23 protein-coding genes are annotated in these 24,440 nt (G+C 72.4%); 16 read left to right on the top strand and 7 right to left on the bottom strand.

Annotation, left to right across the window (positions count from 1 at the left end; translation table 11 throughout):
- Positions 1-146 precede the first annotated feature (146 nt).
- Genes O7627_RS05190 through O7627_RS05175 form a run of 4 tightly spaced genes read left to right on the top strand, consistent with a single transcriptional unit; the run spans position 147 to position 2,939 of the window.
- Entirely contained in the window at positions 147-506 is a 360-nt protein-coding gene (locus tag O7627_RS05190) for a GntR family transcriptional regulator (RefSeq protein WP_278092352.1), read from the top strand.
- Positions 503-1,429, top strand: coding sequence for an ABC transporter ATP-binding protein (locus O7627_RS05185; protein WP_278092351.1), 927 nt, complete (start codon positions 503-505; stop codon positions 1,427-1,429). Before O7627_RS05190 ends, O7627_RS05185 begins: the two co-directional genes overlap by 4 nt.
- Positions 1,426-2,121, top strand: a complete 696-nt coding sequence (locus O7627_RS05180) for an ABC transporter permease (RefSeq protein ID WP_278092350.1) — start codon at positions 1,426-1,428, stop codon at positions 2,119-2,121. The genes O7627_RS05185 and O7627_RS05180 overlap by 4 nt, the downstream gene beginning before the upstream one ends.
- Positions 2,122-2,126: 5 nt before the next feature.
- The gene (locus tag O7627_RS05175; RefSeq protein ID WP_278092349.1) at positions 2,127-2,939 is read left to right on the top strand and encodes an N-formylglutamate amidohydrolase; all 813 of its coding nucleotides are present in this window, start codon (positions 2,127-2,129) and stop codon (positions 2,937-2,939) included.
- Positions 2,940-3,058: 119 nt separating this feature from the next.
- Here the strand turns inward: O7627_RS05175 and O7627_RS05170 are convergent, their stop codons facing one another.
- Positions 3,059-5,161, bottom strand: coding sequence for an IPT/TIG domain-containing protein (locus O7627_RS05170; protein WP_278092348.1), 2,103 nt, complete (start codon positions 5,159-5,161; stop codon positions 3,059-3,061).
- Positions 5,162-5,294: 133 nt separating this feature from the next.
- Positions 5,295-6,131: a DNA-formamidopyrimidine glycosylase family protein gene (locus O7627_RS05165; protein WP_278092347.1), complete on the bottom strand. Its 837-nt coding sequence runs from the start codon at positions 6,129-6,131 to the stop codon at positions 5,295-5,297.
- A gap of 35 nt (positions 6,132-6,166) precedes the next feature.
- On the opposite strand from O7627_RS05165, the gene O7627_RS05160 reads away from it, so the two are divergent.
- From O7627_RS05160 to rocD, 11 genes are all read left to right on the top strand, one after another.
- Positions 6,167-6,685: a hypothetical protein gene (locus O7627_RS05160; RefSeq protein WP_278092346.1), complete on the top strand. Its 519-nt coding sequence runs from the start codon at positions 6,167-6,169 to the stop codon at positions 6,683-6,685.
- 42 nt (positions 6,686-6,727) lie between these two features.
- Positions 6,728-6,985 (top strand): hypothetical protein, encoded by a 258-nt coding sequence (locus tag O7627_RS05155; protein WP_278092345.1) that lies wholly within the window; start codon positions 6,728-6,730, stop codon positions 6,983-6,985.
- 87 nt (positions 6,986-7,072) lie between these two features.
- Positions 7,073-7,549 carry a hypothetical protein gene (locus tag O7627_RS05150; protein WP_278092344.1) on the top strand — a complete coding sequence of 159 codons (477 nt, stop codon included), beginning with the start codon at positions 7,073-7,075 and terminating at the stop codon, positions 7,547-7,549.
- A 169-nt stretch (positions 7,550-7,718) separates the two neighbouring features.
- The gene (locus tag O7627_RS05145; protein ID WP_278092343.1) at positions 7,719-8,738 is read left to right on the top strand and encodes a hypothetical protein; all 1,020 of its coding nucleotides are present in this window, start codon (positions 7,719-7,721) and stop codon (positions 8,736-8,738) included.
- A 567-nt stretch (positions 8,739-9,305) separates the two neighbouring features.
- A complete protein-coding gene (locus O7627_RS05140; RefSeq protein ID WP_278092342.1) occupies positions 9,306-9,497 on the top strand; it encodes a helix-turn-helix domain-containing protein in 192 nt (63 codons plus the stop codon).
- 332 nt (positions 9,498-9,829) lie between these two features.
- Positions 9,830-10,981, top strand: coding sequence for a sensor histidine kinase (locus tag O7627_RS05135; protein WP_278092341.1), 1,152 nt, complete (start codon positions 9,830-9,832; stop codon positions 10,979-10,981).
- Positions 10,981-11,658 (top strand): response regulator transcription factor, encoded by a 678-nt coding sequence (locus O7627_RS05130; RefSeq protein ID WP_278092340.1) that lies wholly within the window; start codon positions 10,981-10,983, stop codon positions 11,656-11,658. Before O7627_RS05135 ends, O7627_RS05130 begins: the two co-directional genes overlap by 1 nt.
- Before the next feature lie 59 nt (positions 11,659-11,717).
- On the top strand, positions 11,718-13,838 hold the full coding sequence (locus O7627_RS05125) for an MMPL family transporter (protein WP_278092339.1): 2,121 nt from the start codon (positions 11,718-11,720) through the stop codon (positions 13,836-13,838).
- A gap of 269 nt (positions 13,839-14,107) precedes the next feature.
- A complete protein-coding gene (locus O7627_RS05120) occupies positions 14,108-14,941 on the top strand; it encodes a thrombospondin (protein ID WP_278092338.1) in 834 nt (277 codons plus the stop codon).
- A gap of 331 nt (positions 14,942-15,272) precedes the next feature.
- Positions 15,273-16,112 (top strand): dimethylargininase, encoded by an 840-nt coding sequence (gene ddaH, locus O7627_RS05115; protein WP_347404639.1) that lies wholly within the window; start codon positions 15,273-15,275, stop codon positions 16,110-16,112.
- Positions 16,112-17,323, top strand: coding sequence for an ornithine--oxo-acid transaminase (rocD, locus tag O7627_RS05110; protein ID WP_278098166.1), 1,212 nt, complete (start codon positions 16,112-16,114; stop codon positions 17,321-17,323). The genes ddaH and rocD overlap by 1 nt, the downstream gene beginning before the upstream one ends.
- A gap of 10 nt (positions 17,324-17,333) precedes the next feature.
- On the opposite strand, the gene O7627_RS05105 is transcribed toward rocD, so the two are convergent.
- The 3 genes from O7627_RS05105 to O7627_RS05095 form a co-directional block, all read right to left on the bottom strand.
- Positions 17,334-18,341, bottom strand: coding sequence for a winged helix-turn-helix domain-containing protein (locus O7627_RS05105; protein ID WP_278092337.1), 1,008 nt, complete (start codon positions 18,339-18,341; stop codon positions 17,334-17,336).
- A 274-nt stretch (positions 18,342-18,615) separates the two neighbouring features.
- A complete protein-coding gene (locus O7627_RS05100; RefSeq protein ID WP_278092336.1) occupies positions 18,616-19,716 on the bottom strand; it encodes a mannose-1-phosphate guanylyltransferase in 1,101 nt (366 codons plus the stop codon).
- Between the two features lie 89 nt (positions 19,717-19,805).
- A complete protein-coding gene (locus O7627_RS05095) occupies positions 19,806-20,951 on the bottom strand; it encodes a glycosyltransferase family 1 protein (protein ID WP_278092335.1) in 1,146 nt (381 codons plus the stop codon).
- 146 nt (positions 20,952-21,097) lie between these two features.
- Between O7627_RS05095 and O7627_RS05090 the strand changes: the two genes are divergently transcribed.
- Positions 21,098-21,790 carry a TIGR03089 family protein gene (locus O7627_RS05090; protein ID WP_278092334.1) on the top strand — a complete coding sequence of 231 codons (693 nt, stop codon included), beginning with the start codon at positions 21,098-21,100 and terminating at the stop codon, positions 21,788-21,790.
- Positions 21,791-21,840: 50 nt separating this feature from the next.
- Here O7627_RS05090 and O7627_RS05085 read toward each other — a convergent pair whose 3' ends face one another.
- Positions 21,841-22,167, bottom strand: a complete 327-nt coding sequence (locus O7627_RS05085; RefSeq protein ID WP_278092333.1) for a hypothetical protein — start codon at positions 22,165-22,167, stop codon at positions 21,841-21,843.
- A gap of 126 nt (positions 22,168-22,293) precedes the next feature.
- Complete coding sequence (locus tag O7627_RS05080) at positions 22,294-24,300, bottom strand: acetoacetate--CoA ligase (protein WP_278092332.1); 2,007 nt, start codon at positions 24,298-24,300, stop codon at positions 22,294-22,296.
- Positions 24,301-24,440: the final 140 nt, after the last annotated feature.

The raw sequence follows: 24,440 nt of genomic DNA, 5'->3' as shown, positions 1-24,440 counted from the left end.
GCCTGCATGGTTACCTACATGACTAATGAACCAGCCAACCAGGTCGGCCGCACGGATCGGGGGGCGGCCGGCCGGGTGGGTGGCTCGGCAGCCGACCCGGACCGGAACCGCCCGGGGCGGGGCCGCCCAGATCGGGACCGGTCGTGATGGACGACGGGCGACCGATCTTCCTGCAGATCGCCGAGCTGCTGGAGAACTCGATCCTCGACGGGACGCTGCCGGAGGACGGCCAGGTCCCGTCGACGAACGAACTGGCCGCCTTCCACCGGATCAACCCGGCCACCGCCGCCAAGGGCGTGAATCAACTTGTCGATGACGGGACGCTCTACAAGAAGAGAGGAATCGGGATGTTCGTCTCCCCCGGCGCCCGCGTCAAACTACGCGGCCGCCGCCGCGAAGAGTTCGCCCGGCAGTACGTCCAGCCGCTGCTGACCGAGGCCCGCAAGCTCGGCATCGACCCGGCGGAACTCAAGACCATGATCGACAAGTGGGAGGACCACCGATGAGCACGGTCGTGACCGTCAACGACCTCACCAAGCGGTACAAGGGCGTCACCGCGCTGGACCGGGTGAGCTTCACACTGACCGAGAACCGCATCTACGGCCTGCTCGGCCGCAACGGCGCCGGCAAGACCACCCTCATGCAGATCCTCACCGCCCAGAACTTCGCCAGCTCCGGCGAGGTCGCGGTCTTCGGAGCACACCCCTACGAGAACGAGCGGGTGTTGTCGCGGACCTGCTTCATCAAGGAGAGCCAGACCTACCCGCAGAACCTGCGGGTCGAGCACGCGCTGCGGGCCGCCGGGCTGATCTACCCCAACTGGGACGACGAGCTAGCCCGGTCGCTGCTCGCCGAGTTCCAGCTCCCGGCCCGGCGCAACGTCCGCAAGCTGTCCCGGGGGATGCTCTCGACGCTCGGCATCATCATCGGCCTCGCCTCCCGCGCGCCGCTGACCTTCTTCGACGAGCCCTACCTCGGCCTGGACGCGGTCGCCCGGCAACTCTTCTACGACCACCTGCTCGCCGACTACACCCAGCATCCCCGCACCATCGTGCTCTCCACCCACCTCATCGACGAGGTCAGCGACCTGATCGAGCACATCCTGCTGATCGATCGGGGCCGGCTCCTGCTCGACGAGGACGCGGAGTCGCTGCGGGGTCAGGTCCTGACCGTCGCCGGCCCGGTCGACGCGGTCGACGACTTCGCCGGCACCGGCACCGAGCTACACCGGGTGCTGCTCGGCGGCACCGCCAGGGCCACCGTACGCGGCCCCTTCGGCCAGGCCGGCCGGGATCGCGCCCGGTCGCTCGGCCTCACCGTCGAGGCCGCCTCCCTCCAGGAACTCGTCGTGCGGCTGACCACCGCGCACAACGGGCACGTCGGCAACCAGGCCGGCACGGATCCGACAGTCAAGGAGAGCTCCCGATGAACCGCGTCCTTCCGGTCGCCCGGCTCATGTTCGTCAACTGGCCCAGCAACCTCGGCTGGCCCTGGGGCATCCTGGCCACCAGCTTCCTGATCAACCTGGCGCTCTTCTGGTCGCTGCAGGAGCAGCCGGACGTGGAGCCGACCACCGGCGGCCTGCTCAGCATCTACGTCGTCATGTTCGTCGCCTGCATCAACTCGATCGCGCAGGACTTCCCCTTCGTGATCGGGCTGGGGGTGACCCGCCGGACCTTCTACCTGGCCAACGTCACCCAGTTCACGGCGCAGTCGCTGGTCTACGCGGTAGCGCTGTACCTGCTGGCGCTGCTGGAACGGGCCACCGACGGCTGGGGTCTCAACCTGAAGTTCTTCGGACTGCCGCTGCTGTTAACCGACAACCCGCTGGTGGGAATCCTCGCGTACGCGATGCCGTTCCTGCTGCTCGGCTTCCTCGGCATCTTCATCACGGTGATCTACAAGCGGTTCGGGGTCAACGGCATGTTCACCCTCACCCTCGCCTCGGTGCTCGGCTTCGGTGGCGCGGCCGTGGTGATCACCTGGCAGGGCTGGTGGACGGCGACCTGGAACTGGTTCGCCGACCAGCCGTCGGCGATGCTGCTGCTCGGCTGGCCGGCGCTGCTGGTGCTCCCGCTGGCCGGGGTGAGCTATCTGGCCATCCGGCGGGCACAACCCTGACCGCGATGGTCCCCGACCCGACGGAGTCGCGGGGCGGGCTGGCCGGGTTCCGGGTCACACCCGGTGACCCGGCCAGTCCGGTGGTCCTGCACCTGCCGCACGCCGCCCGCAGAATCCCGGCCGAGGTCCGCTCGGGGCTGCTGTTGTCCGATGACGCGCTCGACGCCGAGTTGGACCGGGTCACCGACCACGGCACCGACGTCGTCGCCGGTCGGGCGGCCGGCGCCGCGGGCATTCGCCCGTGGACGTTCAGCAACCTGCTCTCCCGGCTGGTGGTCGATCCGGAACGGTTCCCCGACGACCGGGAGCCGATGAACGCGGTCGGCATGGGCGCCGTCTACACCCGGACCAGCCTGGGCGCCCCACTTCGCACCGACGACACCGCCGTCAGGAATCAACTGCTCGACCGCTGGTTCCATCCGTACGCCGGGGCGATGGCCGACCTGGTCGACGCCCGGTTGGCGGCGGTCGGCCGGGTGACCGTCATCGACGTGCATTCGTATCCGGCCGGACGGCTGCCGTACGAGATCGGCGGGGACCGGCGGCCGCCGGTCTGTCTGGGCACCGACCCGGTCCACACCCCGGCCTGGTTGCTGGCGGCGGCCCGGCAGGCGTTCGCCGGCTGCGGCGAGGTCGCCGAGAACACGCCGTTCGCCGGCTGTTACGTGCCGCTGCGCCACTACGGCCGGGACCGGTCGGTGACCGCAATCATGATCGAGATGCGCCGCGACGCCGGTCCGACCGGCTCCGCATGGACGAGGCTGGCCAACGCTCTGGCCCGCCTGATAGACGCACTCGACGACGTCCAGCGCCGATAGCACCCTTAGCGGCATCGTGGCGCATCCAGCCGTTGGCACACCGCGGTGTCCGACGGCTGGGTGCGCCACGATCACTGGACGACCGAGCCCGGGGACCATTCGGTCCCCGGGCCGTGTCGTCAGCCGGTTGCCTCCTGCCCGGGTCGGCGGCGGGACAGCACCAGCAGGAGGAGGCCGACCAGCACCAGACCCGAGCCGGCGGTCACGATCGGTCCCAGGTCGGTGCCGGTGACCGGCAGGCTGCCGCCGACGAAGCGGAAGTCCACGTCGTTGGACACCCCGCCCGGGGTGGCGACGCTCACCGCCGTCTCCCCCGCCTGGCAGGCCGGGGTGCGGAACGTCAGCACCGCGCCACCGTCGCCGACGGTGACCTCATCGGCCGGGATGGTCCGGCCACAGATGATCACGGCGGTCTGGCCCGGGACGAAGCCGCTGCCGATCACGACGACCGTCGTGCCGCCCGCGGTCGGGCCCTGGTCCGGATCGATGGCGTTGATCACCGGTGCCGCCCGGTACGTGTAGTCCAGCGGCGCCGCCGTACCGCCGGGCGTGGTCACCACGACCGACGCCGGCCCGACCGCACCGGGTGGCGTCACCGCCGTGAGCGAGGTGCCGGCCGGGTCCACCACCACGTCCGTCGCCGGTTCGCCGTCGAAGGTCACCGTCGTGGCGCCGGGCACGAATCCGGTTCCGGTGATGGTCACCGTCTGCCCGCCGGCCTGCGGCCCGGCGTCCGGCGCGATGGTGTCGGCGGTCGGCGGGTCGGCCAGGTAGGTGTAGCCGTTGACGGCGACGGCGTTCTCGCCGGGAATCTCCACTGTCACGTCCACCGGACCGGGCGATCCGGGCGGCGTGACCACGGTCAGCGAGGTGCCCGACGGGTCCACCACCAGGCCGGTGCCGGCGGCACCGCCGAAGTCGACGCCGGTCGCGTCGGTGAGGCCGGTGCCGGTGATCGTGACGGTCGTACCGCCCGTGCTCGGGCCCTCATCCGGCACGATGGACGTGATCGTCGGCGGGACGTAGGTGAAGGTTCCCGCGTCGACCGTGCCGGCCGGGAAGATCAGGTCGACCGTCGCCGGGCCGGCCGGGTTCGGTGGCGACACCACCGTGATCGTCGTACCGGCCGGATTGATCGTGAAGTCGGTGCTCGGCAGGCCGTTGAAGTCGACCGCGACCGCGCCGGTGAAGCCGGTGCCGGTGATCGTCACCGTGGTGCCGCCCGAGGTCGGCCCGGACGGGGGCGAAATCCCCGTCACCACCGCGGCGCTGCCGTCGGCCAGGTACTCGTAGCCCAGCGGGTCCGTCGACCCGCCCGGCGTGGTCACCACCACCTCCGCCGGACCGATCGCGCCCGGCGGCGTCACCGCCGTCAGCGAGGTGCCGGCGGGGTCCACCACGACGTCGGTCGCCGGCACGCCGTCGAAGGTCACCGTGGTGTTGTCGGGGACGAAGTCCGTACCCGTGATCGTCACGGTCTGGCCGCCGGACTGCGGGCCGGAGTCCGGCACGATGGTGGCGGCCGTGGGCGCGGCCGGCGTCGGCGGGCGCTCGCAGGTCGCCTCGGCCACGATCACGGTGCCGACCGGGATCGTGACGGGCGACCCGGCCACCTCGCCGGTCAGAGTGACCGCCGCGAGGATGGTGGTCGCGGCGGCCCCGTCGGCGGTGGTGGTCTCGACCCGGGTGAGCGAGACGTCCAGGCTGGCGTCGGTCAGGCCCGCGACGGTGACCGCCGCGCTGCCGGTGACGGCGGGCCCGTTGGCGGTCAGGGTGACCGCGGAGCCGAACAGTTCGAGGCCGGTCAGGGTGGTATCGGCGGTCTGCGCACCGACCAGCGGGCAGGTCACCGTCGCGGTGACCGCCGTGGCGTCCAGCACGTCGACGCCCAGGATCGACAGGTTCAGGCCGGAGACGCTCGACAGGGCCGACGACTCGACCGCACCCCGGGTGGCGGTGACCTCCTCGACCGTTCCGCTGGCGGTGACTCCCACGGCCCCGGTCAGGTCGATGGTGATCAGAGTGGAGGTGTCGGTGCCGCCGCCGGCCGGCGCGGTGGCGCTGCCGATCGTGGCGTCGGCACTGATCACGGTCAGGCCGAGGACCTCGGCCGACAGGTCGACCACCAGTCCCCGGGCGGCGGCGTCGCCGGGGGCGGCCAGGGCCGGCGCCGGCAGGCCCAGGACGGTGGTGCCGACGACCAGCATCCCCGCTGTAGCCATCGACAGTCTGCTTAGCGTTGCTCGCACGTTCCCCTCGTTTCAGCTCGCGCCGACGTGTCGGCCGGGCAGCCTTCAGCGCCACCTCTCAGAAGGTGAACGAGGAGAAAACGGGCAAGTTATGGGGAGACTGTCTCTAAGTAGTCGTGTAGCTACTTTGGGTAGCTGCTGGTTGGCAGTGCGGACACCAGTAGGAGTTCCGGCCGGCCAGCGTGGCGGTCCGGACCGGGCCGGCGCAGACATGGCAGGGCTGGCCCGCGCGGCGGTAGACGTACACCTCCCCGCCGTGCCGGTCCACCCTGGGCGGCCGACCCATCGCCGCCGGCAGGTGCCGGTCGTGCACGGTGTCGATCCGGCCGGTGACAAGCGCCGCCCGCATCAGCTCCCGCAGATCGGCCCAGAGCGCCTCCCAGCCGGCCGGCGTCAACGACCGGCCGGGTGCCGTCGGCGGCAGACCGGCCCGGAACAATGCCTCCGTCACGAAGATCAGTCCGGTCCCGGCCACCACCGACTGGTCCAGCAGCAGGGCGGCCAGCGCCGTCGGGCTGCGGCTGATCCGGGCGTACGCCCGCGCCGGATCAGCGTCCGTGCGCAGCGGATCCGGGCCGAGCCGCGCCCGCAGGGCCGCCACCTCCGGCTCGCTGAGCAGCTCACAGGCGGTCGGCCCGCGCAGCTCCAGCCAGTGCCGGTCGCTCGTCAACCGCAGCCGCAACTGCCCCACCGGCGGCGGCGGATCCCCGGCACCGTCGGTGAACTTCCCGTACAACCCCAGGTGTACGTGCAGGATGTGCCCGCCCGAGTAGTGGTGCAGCAGGTGCTTGCCGTACGCCTCGGTGCCGGCCAGGACCGCGCCGGAGAGCAGCGCGGCACCCGCCGCGAACCGGCCCTGCGGGCTGTCGGCGAGCACCTTGTCCCCGGCGAACAGCTCGGCGTGCCGGGCCGCCAGCCGGTGGATCGTGTGTCCCTCGGGCACGGTCGCCAAGAATAGCCAAACTGGACCCCGGCCTGGTGGCCTGGCTACTGACGAACGTCTTCCAGGTGAAAGTGCCCGACTACCACCACGCCCGCACCCACGCCACCGACGTCCGGGTACTGGTCCCACGCACCTACCACGCCGACAGCATGCTGCTGTTCTGCGACCCCGAGGACCGGCCCCTGCTGTCGGTCGTACTGGAGATCCAGCGCGGCTGGGACCGCAGCAAACGCCGCACCTGGAAGCTGTACGTCGCCCAACTCGAAGCCGAACTGAATGTCGACGCCGCCCTGCTGGTCTACTGCCCCGACCCCCGCACGGCCAGCCGTTACCGCGACCACTTCGCCTACGACGGACTCAGCCTCACGCTACGGCCGTTCATCTTCACACCCACGGACGTGCCCCTCGTCCTGGACGCCGAACAGGCCCGGGCCAACCCCGCCCCGGCCGTGCTCTCCGCCATCTGCCACGGCCACGACGCCCAGGTCGACGCCACCTTCCCCGCACTGATGGAAGCACTGCGATCACTGCGCCCGAACACCGCAATTCTGTAGGCCGGGCTGCCCACCGCCGCCCGGATCCGTTGGGAGGAGTACATGACCACCACCGTCGGCCACGAATACCGCAGCGAACTGCTGCGAGAGCTCGCCGCCCGCCATGAAGACCTAGACGAAGCCCGCGGCGAAGCCCGCGGTGAGGCCCGTGCGGTGCTGACCGTACTCGAAGGGCGGGGCATCCCGGTGACCACCGAGCACCGGGAGCAGATCCTCGCCGGCACCGACCTGGCCCGCGTCGACACCTGGCTCCGCCGCGCCATCACCGCCACCACCATCGAAGACGTCCTCCACGACTGATCTTGCGGTGATTTCCGCGAGCTCAGCGTGACGGGTGCCCCCGGGGGGTCGGGCCGGCGGGTGGGGTCCTGTCGTAGCCTGATCGACATGACCCGGACCGGCAGATCGCGCGCCCGTGCCGCGCTGCCGCCGTGGATGACCGCCGTGCTCGCGTTGACCGCTGTGGCCCTGCTACATGGCGCGCAGTGCGCGTCCGGCGTCCAGGCGCCACTGCTGGCGTCGCCAACGCAGCAACATGTGATTGCCGGCGTCGGCGGCCAGGGCCTGAACGTTGTCGACGGGGTGCGAGCGGGAACGGACCTGGCGGCACCGGCGACCGCGTCGGCAGGTTCCGGAGTACGGCTCGAAACCAGTGACGGCGCCGGGCACGGCGAGTCGCCGTGCGGGCTGGGGCTGGCCGCCGGGGCCTGTCTGGTGTTGCTGGTGAGCGCCGCGGCCGGCCGGCTGACAAGCGGACGTCCGGGCTGGTCGTCCGCCGTCGCCGACGAGGTGCGGTCCGTGATCAGGTTGACCCGGTGGCGGGCGTCGCCGGACCTGTCGCAGCTGTGCGTGCTCCGTACGTGACCTGCTGCACCGACCCATAGCGGTCACTCACTTTCGTTCGCTACCGCGTCTGTACCCCCGTGCCGCCCACCACCCTGTGCATCGCGGGCCGACCTGGCCCGATCAGGCGGCCGGCGGCGGAACACCCGGGCGCGCCTACCCCCCGTCAGCCGCACTCGGAAAGGAAACGATGACCACCCCGTCGAACAGGTGGCTCACCACCACCCTGGCAGTCCTGGCCACCGCCGCGCTGCTGGCGGCCCCGTTGGGGGCCCCGACCGCCGCGGCGCAGCCGAGCGGCGACGCCACCGCCAACGAGGACGGGCCGCCTCCCCTGCTCGGGGACGTACTCGAACAGGCCGGCCGGACCTACCTGGACGCGAAGGCGAAGCTCGACCAGTCCACCAAGCGGCAACTGGTCCTGAACCTGGACCTGCGACGGGCGGAGAACCGGCTGGCGGAACTCACCCCGCAGGTCGAGCAGATCGCCGCCCAGTCGTACCGGACGGGCCGGATCGGCCCGGCCGCGATGCTGCTCAACAGCGCCTCCCCCGACTCGTTCTTCGACCGGGCGGCCACCCTCGACGAACTCAACATCATCAACGGAAAGCGGGTCGCCGAACTCGCCCAGGTGGTCAACGAGGCGGCCCGGGCCAAGGAAGCCATCGACGCCGAGGTCCGCGACCAGCGCAAGCAGGTCGCGGTGATGAACGCGCAGAAGAAGGAGGCGGAGCGGGCGCTCGCCCTGGTCGGCGGACGCTCACTCACCGGCGGGTTCGTCTCGGCCACCTCACCGGTCGCCCGCCCCGCTCCCCGCACGAGCAGCGGGGGATGGCCGAGCGAATCGTGCAGCCAGGACGACCCCACCACCGCCGGCTGCCTCACGCCGCGCACGCTGCACGCCTATCGAGAGGTGAAACGAGCCGGGTTCAACCGGTTCGTCGGCTGCCACCGGTCCGGCGGGCCGTTCGAACACCCCAAGGGCCGCGCCTGTGACTGGTCCCTCCGCAACAGCGGCTTCACCCCCGCCCGCAACCAGGACGAACGCACGTACGGCAACAATCTCACGGCGTTCCTGGTCCGTAACGCGGACCGGCTCGGCATCCTCTACGTCATCTGGAATCGCCAGATCTGGCTGCCCAGCAACGGCTGGAGTTCGTACAGCGGCGCCAGCGACCACACCGACCATGTCCACATGTCGATGCTCTGACCTGGCCCGCCGGCAACGTGCCAGGTAGCCGCGACGGACCGACCGAGCCAGAGCCCCAAAAGTCCCCCGACGCGCCGGCTCCCTCGGGGTCCGATCCGGGAACCGCCGATCCCGCACCTGCCCCGGACTGATCACCGGCCGGTCATACCGGTAGTGGCCACCCGCGTTCGGCATCCGCCGCACCGTGGCAGTGCCGGCGGGTCGTTCCGGCGGCCGGGCCCGCCCACCAAGAGCGGAAATCTTTCGGGTACGCCGCCAAGCGCGGCCGGGTATCAGCAGGTCAAGCAGTCTGCGCACGGTAGAGACCACCCTTCGAGGTCACGGAACGTGCAACGGATCACGGGTCGAAACGGGGTGGAAGGGCGGCCCGACCCCGGATAGGGGAAGGCGAGGTCGGGCCACCCGCCCTGCGACCGCAGCCTCACTCGGCGAGTACGACCACAGAGCCGCTCAGTTGGGGGCGGTTCTGGAACACGGAGGACTTCACCATAGGGAACTACCCTTGTCGACCACAAGGGGGAACTTCAGGCGGGAGTTACCAGAGGCTGTTGCTGGGAATGTCTGCCCATGGCCAAGCTGCGGTTGATGGGCACGGCAGAGGTCGCCGATTACCTGGGGATCTCGCGGCAGTGGGCCGACGTGATCACGTCACGCCGAGACTTCCCCGAGCCGGTGGCAACCTTGAAGGGCGGCCGGATCTGGCTGGCCGAGGACGTCGAGCGCTACGCCGAGGAACGCCGCCGCCAACGCGAAGACTGACGCCGGCCCGCCGAGCCCGCCACCTATGCAACGACCAGCCGACGCGACTACCGCGAACCCGGACGCACCCAGGCCAACAGCCCCGACGTCACGCCCCACCCGGTCGCCCGAACCGTGGTCCTTGACGATCTGAGCGCTACGGCTGTTACCGGTGCCCTTTAGCAGCAGTAGCGCTCAGATCATCAACGGTTCGACCGCCTCGGCGAGCGCTTGAGAAAGCCTCGCCAGGTTCTTCGCGACGCTCGTACGGCATAGTTCTCGTTGATTTAGATCTTGACGGCTCGCTCCTGGGAGGGAGGTGCGGGGTTGGCGGGGTGGCGGATACTTGCGCGGTGCGCCAGCTAGCCGATGCCCTCCGACGCGCGCTCGCGCGGGTGCCGGACCGGGTTCGGGCGCTGCCGACGATCGCCGTCGACCTGGTCATCGCGCTCGCCTGCTACCTGGCGATGGTCGCCTCGCCGGTGCGGGACGGGCAGGAGACGCCCGCGATGTTCCTCCTCGCGGCGGTCGGCTCCCTGCCGCTCGTCTGGCGCCGCCGCTGGCCGGTCCTGATCACCCTGATCACCGGCATCGCGACGATCGCGCTCGCGCTCAGCGGCGGGCTGCACGAGATGCCCTACGGCCAACTGGTCGCCACCTACACCTTCGCCTCGCTGGCCACCCCCAGGTGGCGAGCCGTCGCCGGCACGCTCACCGTCGCCGGCATCCTCATCTCCCTGTGGCCCAAGGAGAACCTGCTCCCGGCGGGGGCGACCATCATCCTGTTCGTCGCCGCGTACGCGCTCGGGGCCATCGCCCGGTCCCGGCGCGAGCTGATCACGACGCTGGAGGCCCGCGCGCAGCGGCTGGCCGCCGACTACGCCCAGGCCGCGTCCGCCGAACGGGAGCGGATCGCCCGCGACATGCACGACATCCTGGCCCACTCGGTGAGCCTGATCGTGGTGCAGGCGGAGGCCGGGCCGGTGGTGGTGCGCAGCGACCCGGACCGCGCGGTCCAGGTCTTCGACGCGATCGCCGACGCCGGCCGCGACGCCCTCGCCCAACTCCGCCGCACCCTCAACGTGCTGCGCCCCGAGACCTCCTCGCGGGCACCGCAGCCCGGCCTGGAGGCGTTGGGCACGCTTGTCGAGCAGGCGCGCGGCGCGGGCGTGCGGACCACCCTCGACGAGTACGGCGAACGGCGGCCGATCGCGCCGGAAACCGCGGTGGCGGCGTACCGGGTGGTGCAGGAGTCCCTGACGAACGTGGTGAAACACGCGCACGCCGGCCAGGTGGACGTGCGGCTGCACTGGGACGCCACAGTCCTGCGGCTGGAGGTCCGCGACGACGGCCGGGGCACCGGCCGCCCGGTGCCGCACCTCGGCCACGGGCTGATCGGCATGCGGGAGCGGGTGGCCGCCTGCGGCGGCACCCTCACCACCGGCCCCAGCGCCGACGGCCCGGGCTTCCAGGTGGCCGCCACCCTGCCCGTGCTGGAAACCTGATGGGCGACCCGATCCGGGTGCTCGTCGCCGACGACCAGGAGCTGGTACGCGGCGGCTTCGCGCTGATCCTCGACGCGCAGCCGGACATCACCGTGGTCGGCGAGGCCGCCGACGGCGCCGAGGCGGTCCGGGTCGCCGCCGCGCTGGCGCCGCACGTCGTGCTGATGGACATCCGGATGCCCAACCTCGACGGCATCCGGGCCACCGCCGAGATCTGCGCCGGCTCCGACACGAAGGTGCTCGTGCTCACCACCTTCGACCTCGACGAGTACGTCTACGACGCGCTGCGGGCCGGCGCCAGCGGGTTTCTGCTCAAGGACATGCGCCGCGACGAACTGGTCAACGCGGTCCGGGTGGTGGCCGCCGGCGAGGCACTGCTCGCGCCGACCGTCACCCGCCGGCTGATCGCCGACGTGGTGGCCCGGTCCGCCGGCCGCGGCGCCGCGCCCCCGGCGGCCGCGAAGCTGGCCGCCCTCACCAGCCGGGAGACCGAGACGCTGCGGGCCGTCGCCCGGGGGCTGTCCAACGCGGAGATCGCCGCGCTGCTCTATGTCACCGAGCACACGGTGAAGACGCACGTCAGCAACGTGCTCACCAAGCTCGGGCTGCGGGATCGGGTGCAGGCGGTCGTTCTCGCGTACGAGACGGGGTTGGTGGTTCCTCGCTCGGGAGAGTGAGCCCGGGACCGCTCCCGACGGCGATCCGTTTTCGGCGCGCCGGACCAAGGATCGACGGCATGACAACCGCACTTGCGCGCTTCTCCGTACGCCGCCCGGTCATCGTGCTGGTGATCTGGCTGGCCGTCGTCGCCGCCGGCTTCACCTTCGGCGTCGGCGTCTTCGACCGCCTCGTCTCCACCGTCGGCGTGGTCCCCGGCAGCGAATCCGACCGGGCCCGCGACCAGCGCGCCGCGACCGCCCCGGAGCCCGGCTCCGTCACCGCGGTCGTGACCGGGATCGACCCGGCCGATCCGGCGGTGCTGGCGGCCGTCGAGCGGGCCGGGGCGGACGTCGCGACGATGCCCGGCGTCGTCGCGGTGGGCGAGCCGGTACCGTCCCGCGAGACCGGGCGGGCGCTGCTGTTCACGGTCACGATGGCGGCGGGCGGCGACGAGGCCGGCGACGACGGTGGCGCGGCCGCCCGGGTGGCCGACCGGGTCCGGGCGGTCGGCGCGGAGGCACCCGGCAGCGTGGTGACCATCGCGGGCGGTGCGCTCACCGAGGCCGAGTTCAGCGAGCAGGCCGCCCGGGACGTGGCCCGCGCCGAGATCATCACCACCCCGATCGTGCTGGTCCTGCTGCTGGTGGTCTTCGGCGGCCTGCTCGCGGCCGGCCTGCCACTGCTCGTCGCGGTCGCCGGGGTCGGCGGCGCGTTCGGGATCCTGCTCGCCTTCAGCCAGGCCACCGACGTCTCCGTCTACGCCATCCAGATCGTGACGATGCTCGCCGTCGGACTCGCCGTGGACTACGCGCTCCTGATCGTCAACCGGTTCGCCGAGGAACGCGCGACCGACCCGCGGGTCGGCCCGGCCGTGCTGCGGGCGGCCGCCACCGCCGGCCGGACCGTCTGGTTCTCCGGCCTGACCGTGGCCGTCGCGCTCGCCGGGTTGACCGTCTTTCCCGATCCGTTCCTGCGCTCGATGGGGCTGGCCGGCATGGCCGTCGTCCTCGTCGACATGGTCGCCGCGCTGACCCTGCTGCCCGCACTGCTGGCGCTCTTCGGCCACCGGATCAAGCCGCGCGCGGCCCGCCCGATGGGACAGGGCCTCCTCGCCCGGGTGGTCCGGATCGTGCAGCGCCGGCCGGCCGCTACCGCGCTCGTCGTGCTTGCTGCCCTGCTCTTCATGGCGCTGCCGGTGTTCGACATGCGACTGTCGATGGGCGATCCCCGGCTGCTGCCCACCAGCACCCAGACCCGCGCGCTGCACGACGAGCTGGTGGTGCACTTCCCCGACTCGGTCCGGCCGGACCCGGTGTCGGCGCTGGTCGCCGCGCCACCGCAGAGCACCGAGGTCGCCGACCTGCGGGACCGGATCGCCGGGCTGGCCGGCGTCCGCTCGGTCGAGGTGTCGCCGGTAGGTGGCGACACGCTGCTGCTGGCCGACGTGGACAGCGACCGGCAGGAGGCGGTGGCCCGGGCGGTCCGGGACCTGCCGACCGGCGCCGAGGTGCTGGTCGCCGGGGACGCCGCCAACCTGATCGACTACCGCCAGATGCTGGCCGACCGGCTGCCCTGGGCGGCCGGGCTGGTCGCGCTCACCACCCTGGTCCTGCTGTTCCTCTTCACCGGCTCGGTGCTGCTGCCGGTCAAGGCCGTCCTCAGCAGCCTGCTGAGCATCGGCGCCGCGCTGGGCGCGGTGGTGTGGGTGTTCCAACAGGGCAACCTCGGCCAGCCGGAGCTCGGCGGCACCAACCTGACGATCCCGGTCCTGGTCGCGGCGATCGCGTTCGGGCTCTCCGTCGACTACGAGGTGTTCCTGCTGTCCCGGATGCGGGAGCGGTGGCGGGCCGGCGCGTCGGCGCCGGCGGCGGTCGCCGAAGGACTGCAACTCACCGGCCGGATCGTGACCGCCGCCGCGCTGCTGTTGGCGGTCGTCTTCGCCGGCTTCATCATCGGCGGGTTCGTGCCGATCCGGGCCATCGGTCTCGGCCTGGTGCTGGCGGTGCTGCTCGACGCGACGATCGTCCGGATGCTGCTGGTGCCCGCCACCATGACGCTGCTGGGCCGCTACGGCTGGTGGGCGCCGGGTCCGCTGCGCCGCCTGCACGACCGGTTCGGCGGCGGCTTCGACGAGGTCGGCCCGACCGCCCCGGCCCCCGACCGGGCCCCGGAACTGGCCGGCTCCCCGGCCGGCTGACCACACGGGAGCCGGTCGGCCGACCACATCGGCGCGGATGCCGTCGACCTTCCTCGCACGGAGCAACCACCGTCAGGTTGCCGGCTCCAGCGGGGAGTCGTCGGCGGCGGATCCGGACCGGGTCGGGCTGCCTGCGGCGATCGATGGCGCCCTCGCAGGTGTGACGGAGTGTCCATCGGGGTAATCCATTTCCATCCCTGCGTAGGCAGCCGGGGAAGGACAGGCGGCCCCCACGCATTCACATAACGCTCATCAGGAGGTGTGTCGCGGTGAAGTTACCTTCGTTCACGGGCCGTTCGGAGTCGGCGCCGGTGCGGGACGAGAACGCCGACGGTCGCGTCGACGAACGTGACGCGGCGATCGCCGACCGGCGGGCCGACAACGAGCCGACGAGCGGCTCCCGGCCGGCGGGCGGGGCGCGCAGCCGGATCGCGGCCGCGTTCGGCAGCGCCCGGGCGACGAACAGTCGGCCGGCGGGCGGTCCGGGCAGCGCCCCGGTCGTGACGCCGGACCGGGCCGACGAGACCAGCACCTACCGCAGCAGCACCGCCACCGACGACACCGCCCCGACGAAGACGACGGAGCGGGTCACCACCAAGGAGCCGGTCACCCGGCCTGAGCCGGTGACCGCGGACCGCACGCCCACCGCGGACCGCACGCCCACCGCGGACCGCACGCCCACCGCGGACCGCACGCCCACCGCGGACCGCACGGCCGACGCCCGGCCGGCCGCCGACAGCGAGCCGACCGTCGTCGCCCCACCACCCGGCCCTCGGCCGCGGGCCAGCCTGCTGGCCACCCTCGGCCTGATTGTCGCCGTGGCGGCGGCGCTGTTCGCGCTCTCCGGGACCCTGGCCGGCTACGGCATCGGCCTCGGCGCGCTGGCCATCCTGCTCTCAATCGGCGGGATCTCCGCCACCGCCAAGCGGCACGTGGCCGGCAAGTCCGACGCCCTGATCGGGCTCCTGCTCGGCCTCGGGGCCGTGCTGGTCGGCGTCTTGGCGATGACCGGCCAGTTCAGCTGGCCGTCGACCGACGGTGGCACGGTGGAGCAGTTCCGGCAGTGGCTCGACTCACAGTTTGTCGACCGCTTCCAGGGGTAGAACAACAGCCAGGAGCGGTGATTCACCAATCCGGGGCGCTACTGAGGACTGGTGGTTCACCAGCACAGCGCAAACGTTAGGGGGCGGCCGATCCGGCCGCCCCCTAAGCGCGTTCGGCCTCGGGACACTGAGCCCGTCCCGCATCGGAACGCAACGGCCCGCCTCAGACGCAACGGATCGATGGTCGAGTCGGCCAAACACGCAACGATTCGAGGTTGAACGCAACCTTCGCCGGTGGATGTCGCCCGGCGACGCCGCATAGCGTTGAGCCACGGCGCCAGCTGGTCGGCCGACCGATGGCCGGGCGCGCCCTACTCACTGGAGCAGGACCGTGACACCGGACAAGATCATGGCGCGCCGGCGCTTCCTGATGTGCCGGCCGACCCATTTCGCCGTCGAGTACGCCATCAACCCGTGGATGGATCCGGCCGCGCCGGTGGACGTCGACCGCGCCGTGGCGCAGTGGGAGACGCTGCGCCGCACCTACCTCGACCTGGGCCACCGGGTCGACGAGATCGAGCCGGTACCGGGCCTGCCGGACATGGTGTTCGCGGCGAACGGCGCCACGGTGGTCGACGGCCGGGTGGTGGCGGTGCAGTTCCGCGACCCGCAGCGCGCCGACGAGGCGCCGGCCTACCGCTCCTGGTTCGAGCGGGCCGGGTTCGAGGTGTTCGACCCGAAGCACGTCAACGAGGGTGAGGGCGACGTCCTGCTCGCCGGTGACCTGCTGCTGGCCGGCACCGGGTTCCGGACCGCGCACGCCGCGCACGCCCGGCTGCAGGAGGTGTTCGGCCGGCCGGTGATCACCCTGCAGCTGGTCGACCCGCGCTTCTACCACCTGGACACCGCGCTCTGCGTGCTCGACGAGCGGACGGTGGCGTACCTGCCGGCGGCGTTCTCGCCGGGTAGCCAGGCGGTGCTGCGGCGGCTCTTCCCGGACGCGATCCTGGCCACCGCCGCGGACGCCGCGGTGCTCGGCCTGAACGCGGTGAGCGACGGCCGGAACGTGGTGCTCCCGGTGCAGGCGACCGGCCTGGCGAGCGCGCTGCAGGAGCGGGGATACGTCACAATCGGGGTTGATATGTCGGAGATACGCAAGGCGGGTGGCGGGCCGAAGTGCTGCACCCTGACGGTGCGGGAGACCACAGCGGTGCGGGAGGTGGCGAGGTGATCGTGGACGACATGCTGCGTACCCCGGATGCGATCCGGGAGGCCGAGCGCTGGACCGCGCACAACTACCACCCACTGCCGGTGGTGGTCGCCGCCGCCAACGGCGCCTGGGTGACCGACATCGACGGCCGGCGCTACCTGGACTGCCTGGCCGGCTACTCGGCGTTGAACTTCGGCCACCGGCACCCGGCCCTGATCTCGGCGGCACACGCCCAGCTCGACCGGCTCACGCTCACCAGTCGGGCGTTCGTGCACGACCAGTTCGCCGACTTCTGCCGGGAGCTGGCGCTGCTGGCCGGCAAGGAGCTGGTGCTGCCGATGAACACCGGCGCGGAGGCGGTGGAGACCGCCATCAAGGTCGCCCGCAAGTGGGGCTACCAGGTCAAGGGCGTACCGGCCGGGCAGGCCACCATCGTGGTCGCCGACGGGAACTTCCACGGCCGGACCACGACGATCGTCAGCTTCTCCACCGACGCGCAGGCCCGCGACGACTTCGGGCCGTACACGCCGGGGTTCCGGATCGTCGCCTACGGCGACCTGGCCGCGCTGGCCGAGGCGATCGACGAGACCACCGTGGCCGTGCTGTTGGAGCCCATCCAGGGCGAGCAGGGCGTGGTCGTGCCGCCGGCCGGCTACCTGCCCGGGGTGCGGCGGCTCTGCACCGAGCGGGACGTGCTCTTCGTCGCCGACGAGATCCAGTCCGGACTCGGCCGTACCGGCGAAACCTTCGCCTGCGACCACGAGGGCGTCAGACCCGACATGTACGTGCTGGGCAAGGCGCTCGGCGGCGGGATCGTCCCGGTCTCCGCGGTCGCGGCGGACCGGGCCGTGCTCGGCGTGCTGCGGCCGGGCGAGCACGGCTCCACCTTCGGCGGCAACCCGCTCGCCTGCGCGGTCGGCACCCAGGTGGTCCGGCTGCTGGCCACCGGCGAATACCAGCGCCGCTCCGCCGAGCTGGGCGCCGGGCTGCACGAGTCGCTGCGGGCGTTGATCGGGCAGGGCCTGGTCGCGGTCCGCGGTCGAGGGCTGTGGGCCGGCATCGACATCGACCCGGCGCTGATGACCGGCCGGCAGGCGTGCGAGCGGCTGGCCGCGCGCGGGGTGCTGGCGAAGGACACCCACGGCTCGACCATCCGGCTCGCGCCGCCGCTGGTGATCGAGGCCGACGAGCTGTCGTACGCGGTGGACCAGCTCGCCGCGGTGCTCAACTGAGCCGACCGGTTCACTGGTTGAGCATCGCCCGGCCCAGCGGCGTCAGGGTGTGCAGCACCATGTTCCGGTCCCGGTGGCTGACCAGCAGGCCGGCGTTGCGCAGCACGGTGGTGTGCTGGCTGGCGGCGGCGGCCGAGATGTGCAGCCGGCGGGCCACCTCGCCGGTCGAGCAGCCGTCCGCGACCACCTCCAGCACCCCGGCCCTGGTCCGGCCGAGCAGCGCCCTCAGCGCCTCCCGGGTGCCCCGGCGGCGGGCGGCGACCGACCCGTCGTCGCCCGCCGCCGGCACCAACCCGTCGAGCCGGTCGACGGGGTAGACGAGCACCGGCGGCAGGTCCGGGTCCAGCAGCGCCACCGGGGTACGCGCGCAGAAGAACGACGGCACCAGCAGCAGGCCGCGCCCGTCCAGGTGCAGTTCCCGGCTGGACGGGTAGCCCGGCACCTCCAGCACCCCGGAATCCCAGCGCACGGTCGGCCGGAGGCTGGCCAGCAGCCCCTCGGTCCCCCCGTCCAGCAGGGACCGGGCCCGCCGGGTGCGGTCCGACTCGACCGCCGCCTCGATCCGCTCCCAGTACGGTTCGATCGCCGCGGCGTGGTAGTGCCGCATCGCGTCGACGAGCTGCCGCATCGCGGCCGGCTCGCCGCGCCCCACCGCGGCGGCCGCCGGCGGCAGCTGGTGCTCGCCGGCGAGCACGGTCAGGTCGCGGTGCAGCAGCGGTTTCGGGGTACTCGCGATGGCGTCCAGTCCGGCCTCCAGCCCCTGCACGCTCTCGCTCGGGGTGAGAAAGTCCGGGAAGTAGCCGCGGGCCGGGTTGACGGCGCAGAGCAACCGGACCTGCTCGGCCGCCGTCCGGAGCCGCGGCCCGGTCGACACCTCCCGGCGCCAGCCGGCCATGACCGGGTCCCGGGTGCGGCCCTGCAGCAGGTGCAGGCTCAGCACCGACTCCCAGACCGGGTCGGCGGCGGGGGCGACGCGGGTCCGGGCGATGTCCTCACTGGAGAAAATAATTCTCAGCACGGCAGCGCTCCAGGTGCCGAGGCGAGGGGGGCCGGCACCGTTCGAACTCTACTCCGTAACGTTTCAACTCGGTCTTTCAGCCAGGACTGAAATACCTCGACGCCCTCCTGCCCCATTGGGCATGCTCGCTATGCCTACAGCGGAGGGCGGTGCCACCGGCGCCGGCCACCCGCTGACGCCGGGCAAAGGGGAGGCGCGGCGTCCGGGCGTCCACCACGAGGGTTCGCGGCCCTGCCAAGTCCGCGGAGGTGGCGCCCGGACCGCCCATCCGGCCTCAGATGTAGTTCTCCTCGCCCCGTTCCTTCAGCTCGTCCACGAGTTGCTTGACGTCCTGCGCCCGGTCCCGCGGGCAGATCATCAGCGCGTCCGGGGTGTCCACCACGATCAGGTCCGCGATCCCCAGCGCGGCGATGATCCGGCCCGAGTGCGGCACCACCACGAGTCGCCGGCTGTCCCGCAACAGCACCCCCGGCTTCGGTGCGGCGGCGTCCGCGCCGAGCACCACGTTGCCCGCCTCGTCGGCCGGCAGCACCTCACCGAGGGTGTCGAAGTCACCCACGTCGTTCCAGCCGAAGTCGCCGGGTACGGTCGCCACCCGGCCGACCGCCGCCGCGCCCTCCATCACCGCGTAGTCGACCGAGATCTTCGGCAGGGTGGGCCAGATCGTGCCGAGCACCTCGTCCTGCGAGGGGGTGCCCCAGGCGGCGGCGATGGTGGTCAGGCCGGCGTGCAGGACCGGTTGCTGGCGGGCCAGCTCCGCCAGGAAGACGTCCACCCGCCAGACGAACATGCTGGCGTTCCAGAGGTGCCGGCCGGAGCGCAGGTAGCCCTCGGCCACCTCCGTCGCCGGCTTCTCCTTGAACTCCTCCACCCGGCGCAGCGGCCCGCCCGGGATCGGGTCTCCGCACTGGAGATAGCCGTAGCCGGTCTCCGGGCGGGTGGGGCGGATACCGACGGTCATCAACAGACCCTGCTCGGCACCGGCCACCGCCGCCCGGACGGTCGCCACCCAGCCCGCCGGGTCGCCGATCAGGTGGTCGGCGGCGAACGATCCCATCACCGCGTCCGGCTCCCGCTCCGCGATCACGGCGGCGGCCAGCGCGATCGCCGCGCAGGAGTCCCGTGGCGACGGCTCCACCAGGATGTTCTCCTCCGGTATGCCGGCCAGCTGGCGGGCCACCGCGGCCACGTGCGCGGCGCCGGTGACCACCAGCGTCCGTTCCGGGGTCGTCAACGGCCCCAGCCGATCCACTGTGGACTGCAACAGGGACGAGGCGGTGCCGGTCAACGGATGGAGAAACTTGGGATGGCCGGCACGGGACAACGGCCACAGGCGCGTGCCGCTGCCACCCGCCGGAATCACGGCGTAGAGCATCAGCACATCATGCCGGACCGACCCGCCAGGTACGGCGCACTTGTCGGACAGTTGGACGGACCGTTATCTTCACTCTACGTGACCAGCGGTCAGTTCCGGGCCCGGCTCCACGCCGCGATGTGCACGTCGGCACTGGACTCCCAGGTGAACTCCTTGGCCCGGTCGAAGCCCGCCTTGGCCAACGCCAGCCGGCGTGGCTCATCGTCGAGCAGGGCGGCCAGGTCCGCGCCGATCTGCTCGGGGTCCTCGCTGGTGTAGGCCACCGCGTCGCCACCCACCTCCGGCAGCGACAGCCGGGGAGTGGTGAGCACCGGGGCGGCGCACGCCATCGCCTCCAGGATCGGCAGCCCGAAACCCTCGCCATAGGACGGGTACGCGGCCACCAGCGCCCCACCCAGGAAGCCCGGCAGGTCCGCGTAGCGCAGATAGCCGGGGCGCAGCAGCCGCAGATGACCGGGGACGTCGGCCACCGCCCCGTCGATGTCGTCGTCGTGCCCCTGCCCGCCCGCCACCACCAGCGCCGGCGGATTGGCCCGGTCCTTGACCGCCAACACCCAGCCCCGGATCAGGTTCGGCACGTTCTTGCGCGGCTCCTTGGCGCCCAGAAAGGCGACGTAACTGCCGTCGCCCAGCCCGAGCCGGGCCCGCACCCGGGCCTTCTCCTCCTCGGTCGGCGCGTGGAACGCCCCCTGGTCGACCCCGTGGTAGGCGACGTCGATCCGGGTCGGGTCGGCGTCCAGCAACCGGATCAGCTCGTCCCGGGTGGCCTTGCTCGGCACGATCACCCGGTCCGCCCGACGCAGCGATGTCTTGATCGCGCTGCGGAAGAAGGTCCGCCGGGACTTGTCGTAGTGCTCCGGCTCGGTGAAGAAGGTCGCGTCGTGCACCGTCACCGTCACCGGGCAGCCCGCCCGCAGCGGGCAGGTGTAGAAGGGCGAGTGCAGCACCTCCGCGCCGACCTGCTGGGCGAGCAGCGGCAACCCGGTCTGTTCCCAGGCCAACCGGGCCGGCCGGTGCGCCACCGCGGCCGGCGCCGGAAGCACCTCGGCGGCCGGCAGCATCCGCCCGTACCGCTCGGCGTCGGTGCGCAGGCTGACCACCACGAGATCGACGCCGGTGCCGGCGACCTTGCCCAGCGCACCGAGCAGTCCATCGACGTATCTGCCGACTCCGCCCCGGTCAGCGGGAACGCTCGTAGCGTCGATGAGCACGCGGGGCGGGCGACCGGGGGTCACGGGGCAACTCCTCAGCTGGTGGAACTCGCGGACATCAACCGGGTGGAACCCGGACACCACGGCTGTGGTGAACAACACTGACCCCAAGCGTACGCCGCGCGGCGGACAAGCCGTCCACAGCGACCCGCTCGGTATCGTCGGCGGCGATGACCGACGACCTTGCCCGGGTGTTCGCCGATGCCCTCGCCACCGACCCGACCCGACCGCTGCTGACCTGGTACGACGACGCCGTCGGGGACCGCACCGAGCTGTCCGGGACGACCTTGGCCAACTGGGTGGCCAAGACCGCGAATCTGCTCGTCGACGGGGTCGGCCTGGCCCCCGGGGACCGGGCCGGGGTGCTGCTGCCGCCGCACTGGCAGACCGCCGCCGTGCTGCTCGGCTGCTGGTCGGCCCGGCTCTCCGTGCAGCCGACCGGGCCGGCACCGGTGGACGTGCTCTTCGCCGCCGCCGACCGGATCGACGCGGCGTCCGCCTGGCCGGCCGGCGACCGGTACGCCCTGGCGCTCGCCCCGCTGGCCGCCCCGCTGCGCCAGGTGCCGGCCGGCTGGGCCGACTACGTGGTCGAGGTCCGCGGACACGGCGACCATTTCACCCCGTACCCCCCGGAAGGGCCGGGGGACACGGAGCTGGTCGCCCGCGCGGCCCGGCGCGCCACGGAGCTGGGGATCGGGCCGGGCGCGCGGGTGCTGATCGACGCCGACCGGCACCCCGACCCGGTCGACTGGCTGCTCGCCCCGCTGACCGCCGGCGCCAGCGTGGTGCTCTGCGCCCGCCTCGACCGGACCCGGCTGGCCGACCGGATCACCACCGAACGGGTCGGCCTCAGCCTGGCCTGACGGGCCGACCGCGGCCCGGCCCGACGGGATGCACCACCGCCGCGCGGCGCCTACAGTTCGCGGGCGGTCACCGGGCGCGCGGCGCCGTCCGCGCCGTAGCGGCAGAAGGCCGCGAGGTCGTCGAGCCACGGCCGCTCCCGCGCCTCGCGCTCCGAGAGCAGTCGCTCCTCCACCTCGAGTACGACCCAGCGCGGCGCGGCGAGCTGGGCCAGCAGGATCTCCCGCCGGCCCGGTCGCAGCGCCCCGTCGGTCACCCAGTCCGCCGGCAGATGGCACCAGACGGTCCGGGTCGCCCGGGAGGTCGGGATCATGGCGAGCGGTCCGACCGGAGCGTTGCTCGGCGTGTCGGTGATCGTCAGTCGCAGGTACGTGCCCACGACGGATGAGACGCGCGAGCAGGGTGCCCCAGTTGCCCGCCGACCGGTCAAGATCGCGGGCATCCGGCCGGTGCCGGCCGACCGACCGGACCACCGCCATCAACCGATCCTCGCCGGCCGGTCCCGTCAGCCGGACCGGCCGGCTCCCCCACCGGCCGCCCGGGCCGCCGCGAAGCCCTCGAACGCCAGCAGCGACTCCGGATTGGCGAGCGCCCCGGGGGCGGCCGCCGACTCCACCGGCGTACCGGTGAGGATCTTCTTCACCGGCACCTCCAGCTTCTTCGCCGAGAGCGTGCGCGGCACCGCCCGGACCTGGTGGATCTCGTCCGGCACGTGCCGGGGCGACAGCGCCGTGCGCAACTCGCGGACCAGCCGCGAACGCAGCGGATCATCCAGCTCCAACCCCTCCGCGAGCACCACGAAGAGCAGCAGGTCACCGGGTCCACCGGCGGGATCCTCCAGGTGGATCACCACCGAGTCCAACACCTCCGGCAGCCCCTCCACCACCGAGTAGAACTCGGCCGTGCCGAGCCGCACCCCGCCCCGGTTCAGGGTCGCGTCCGACCGGCCGGTGATCACACAGCCACCCCGCTCGTTGATGGTGATCCAGTCACCGTGTCGCCAGACGCCCGGATACACGTCGAAGTACGCCTCCCGGTAGCGGCGGCCGTCCGGGTCGTTCCAGAAGCCGACCGGCATGCTCGGCATCGGTGCGGTGATCACCAGCTCGCCGAGCTGGCCGACCACCGGCACGCCGTCCTCGCCGCGGGCCTCCACCCGCGCACCCAGGCAGCGGCAGGCGATCTCCCCGGCCCGGACCGGCAACAGCGCGACCCCGCCGACGAAGCCGGTGCAGACGTCGGTGCCGCCCGACAGCGACTGGAGTTGGAGCCGGTCGCCGACCGCCTCGTACACCCAGGTGAACCCCTCCGCCGGCAGCGGCGCGCCGGTCGAACCGATGCCCCGCAGCCCGGACAGGTCGGCCAGCTCCGCCGGCCGCAGGCCCGCCTTGCGGCAGGCCAGCAGGAACGGCGCCGAGGTGCCGAAGTAGGTGGTGCCGGTCCGGGCCGCCAGCCGCCACAGCTCGCCCAGGTCGGGATGGGCCGGGTTGCCGTCGAAGAGCACGATCGTCGCGCCGACCGCCGGGCCGGAGACCAGGAAGTTCCACATCATCCAGCCGGTGGTGGTGAACCAGAAGAACCGGTCCGCCGGGCCGATGTCGTGGTGCAGCGCCAGCATCTTCAGGTGTTCCAGCAGGATGCCGCCGTGGCCGTGCACGATCGGCTTGGGCAGCCCCGTGGTGCCCGAGGAGTAGAGCACGTAGAGCGGGTGGTCGAACGGCACCGCCTCGAAGGTCAGCGGCTCGTCGGTCGGCGCGGCCAGCTCCGCCCAGTCCAGCACCACCCCCGGGCCGTCCTCGTCGGCCGGCCCGGCCCCCGGGTACAGGTAGTCCAGCAGCACGGTGTGCCCGACCGACGGCAGCTCCCGGCGGATCGCGGCCACCTCCAGCCGGCGGTCCACCGCCTTGTCGCCGTACCGGTAACCGTCCACGGCCACCAGCACCTTCGGCTCGATCTGCCGCCACCGGTCGGTGACGCTGCGGGTGCCGAACTCGGGCGCGCAGGAGGAGAAGACCGCCCCCAGGCTGGTGGTGGCGAGCATCAGCGCGAACGTCTCGGGAATGTTCGGCGCGTACGCGGCCACCCGGTCACCCCGGCCGACCCCGAGCCGGCGCAGGCCGGCCCGGATCCGGCGTACCTCGTCGCGCAGTTGCGCGGCCGTGCGGGTGACCGGCGGCCGGGTCTGGCTCTCCCCGATCACCACCTCGTCCTGGTCGGCCCGGCCGGGCATCCGCAGCACGTGCTCGGCGTAGTTCAGGGTGGCGCCGGGAAACCAGCGCGCGCCGGGCATGGTGGCGTCGGCCAGGGTGCTGGTCGGCTCGGTGTGCGCGACGATCCCGAAGTAGTCCCAGACCGACCGCCAGAAACCGTCCAGATCGGTGACCGACCACTCCCAGAGCGCCGGATAGTCGGCGAACTCCAGGCCCCGGTTCACCCGCAACCAATCCAGATAGTCACCGATCCCGGACGTTTCGCGTACGTCGGCCGGCGGCGACCACAGCACCTCGCCCACGGTTGTCCACTCCTCCCGGATCCCGCACCGGCCGGCCGCGTCGTTGCGGCCGCACCGCCATCTCATTATCCGGGCAGATCACCTGCGGCACCGCCGGGGCGGCCACCCGCGGGAGCCACCTATTCAGCTCGGACCCGGCC

Source organism: Solwaraspora sp. WMMD1047 (assembly GCF_029626155.1).
Taxonomy (GTDB): domain Bacteria; phylum Actinomycetota; class Actinomycetes; order Mycobacteriales; family Micromonosporaceae; genus WMMD1047.
This window is presented reverse-complemented; position numbering and strand designations above follow the sequence as displayed.

Coding starts and splice junctions, on each gene's coding strand:
- O7627_RS05190 (WP_278092352.1), top strand. CDS start 147: ATGGACGACGGGCGACCGATCTTCCTGCAGATCGCCGAGCTGCTGGAG.
- O7627_RS05185 (WP_278092351.1), top strand. CDS start 503: ATGAGCACGGTCGTGACCGTCAACGACCTCACCAAGCGGTACAAGGGC.
- O7627_RS05180 (WP_278092350.1), top strand. CDS start 1,426: ATGAACCGCGTCCTTCCGGTCGCCCGGCTCATGTTCGTCAACTGGCCC.
- O7627_RS05175 (WP_278092349.1), top strand. CDS start 2,127: ATGGTCCCCGACCCGACGGAGTCGCGGGGCGGGCTGGCCGGGTTCCGG.
- O7627_RS05170 (WP_278092348.1), bottom strand. CDS start 5,161: ATGGCTACAGCGGGGATGCTGGTCGTCGGCACCACCGTCCTGGGCCTG.
- O7627_RS05155 (WP_278092345.1), top strand. CDS start 6,728: ATGACCACCACCGTCGGCCACGAATACCGCAGCGAACTGCTGCGAGAG.
- O7627_RS05150 (WP_278092344.1), top strand. CDS start 7,073: ATGACCCGGACCGGCAGATCGCGCGCCCGTGCCGCGCTGCCGCCGTGG.
- O7627_RS05145 (WP_278092343.1), top strand. CDS start 7,719: ATGACCACCCCGTCGAACAGGTGGCTCACCACCACCCTGGCAGTCCTG.
- O7627_RS05140 (WP_278092342.1), top strand. CDS start 9,306: ATGGCCAAGCTGCGGTTGATGGGCACGGCAGAGGTCGCCGATTACCTG.
- O7627_RS05130 (WP_278092340.1), top strand. CDS start 10,981: ATGGGCGACCCGATCCGGGTGCTCGTCGCCGACGACCAGGAGCTGGTA.
- O7627_RS05125 (WP_278092339.1), top strand. CDS start 11,718: ATGACAACCGCACTTGCGCGCTTCTCCGTACGCCGCCCGGTCATCGTG.
- O7627_RS05100 (WP_278092336.1), bottom strand. CDS start 19,716: ATGCTCTACGCCGTGATTCCGGCGGGTGGCAGCGGCACGCGCCTGTGG.
- O7627_RS05090 (WP_278092334.1), top strand. CDS start 21,098: ATGACCGACGACCTTGCCCGGGTGTTCGCCGATGCCCTCGCCACCGAC.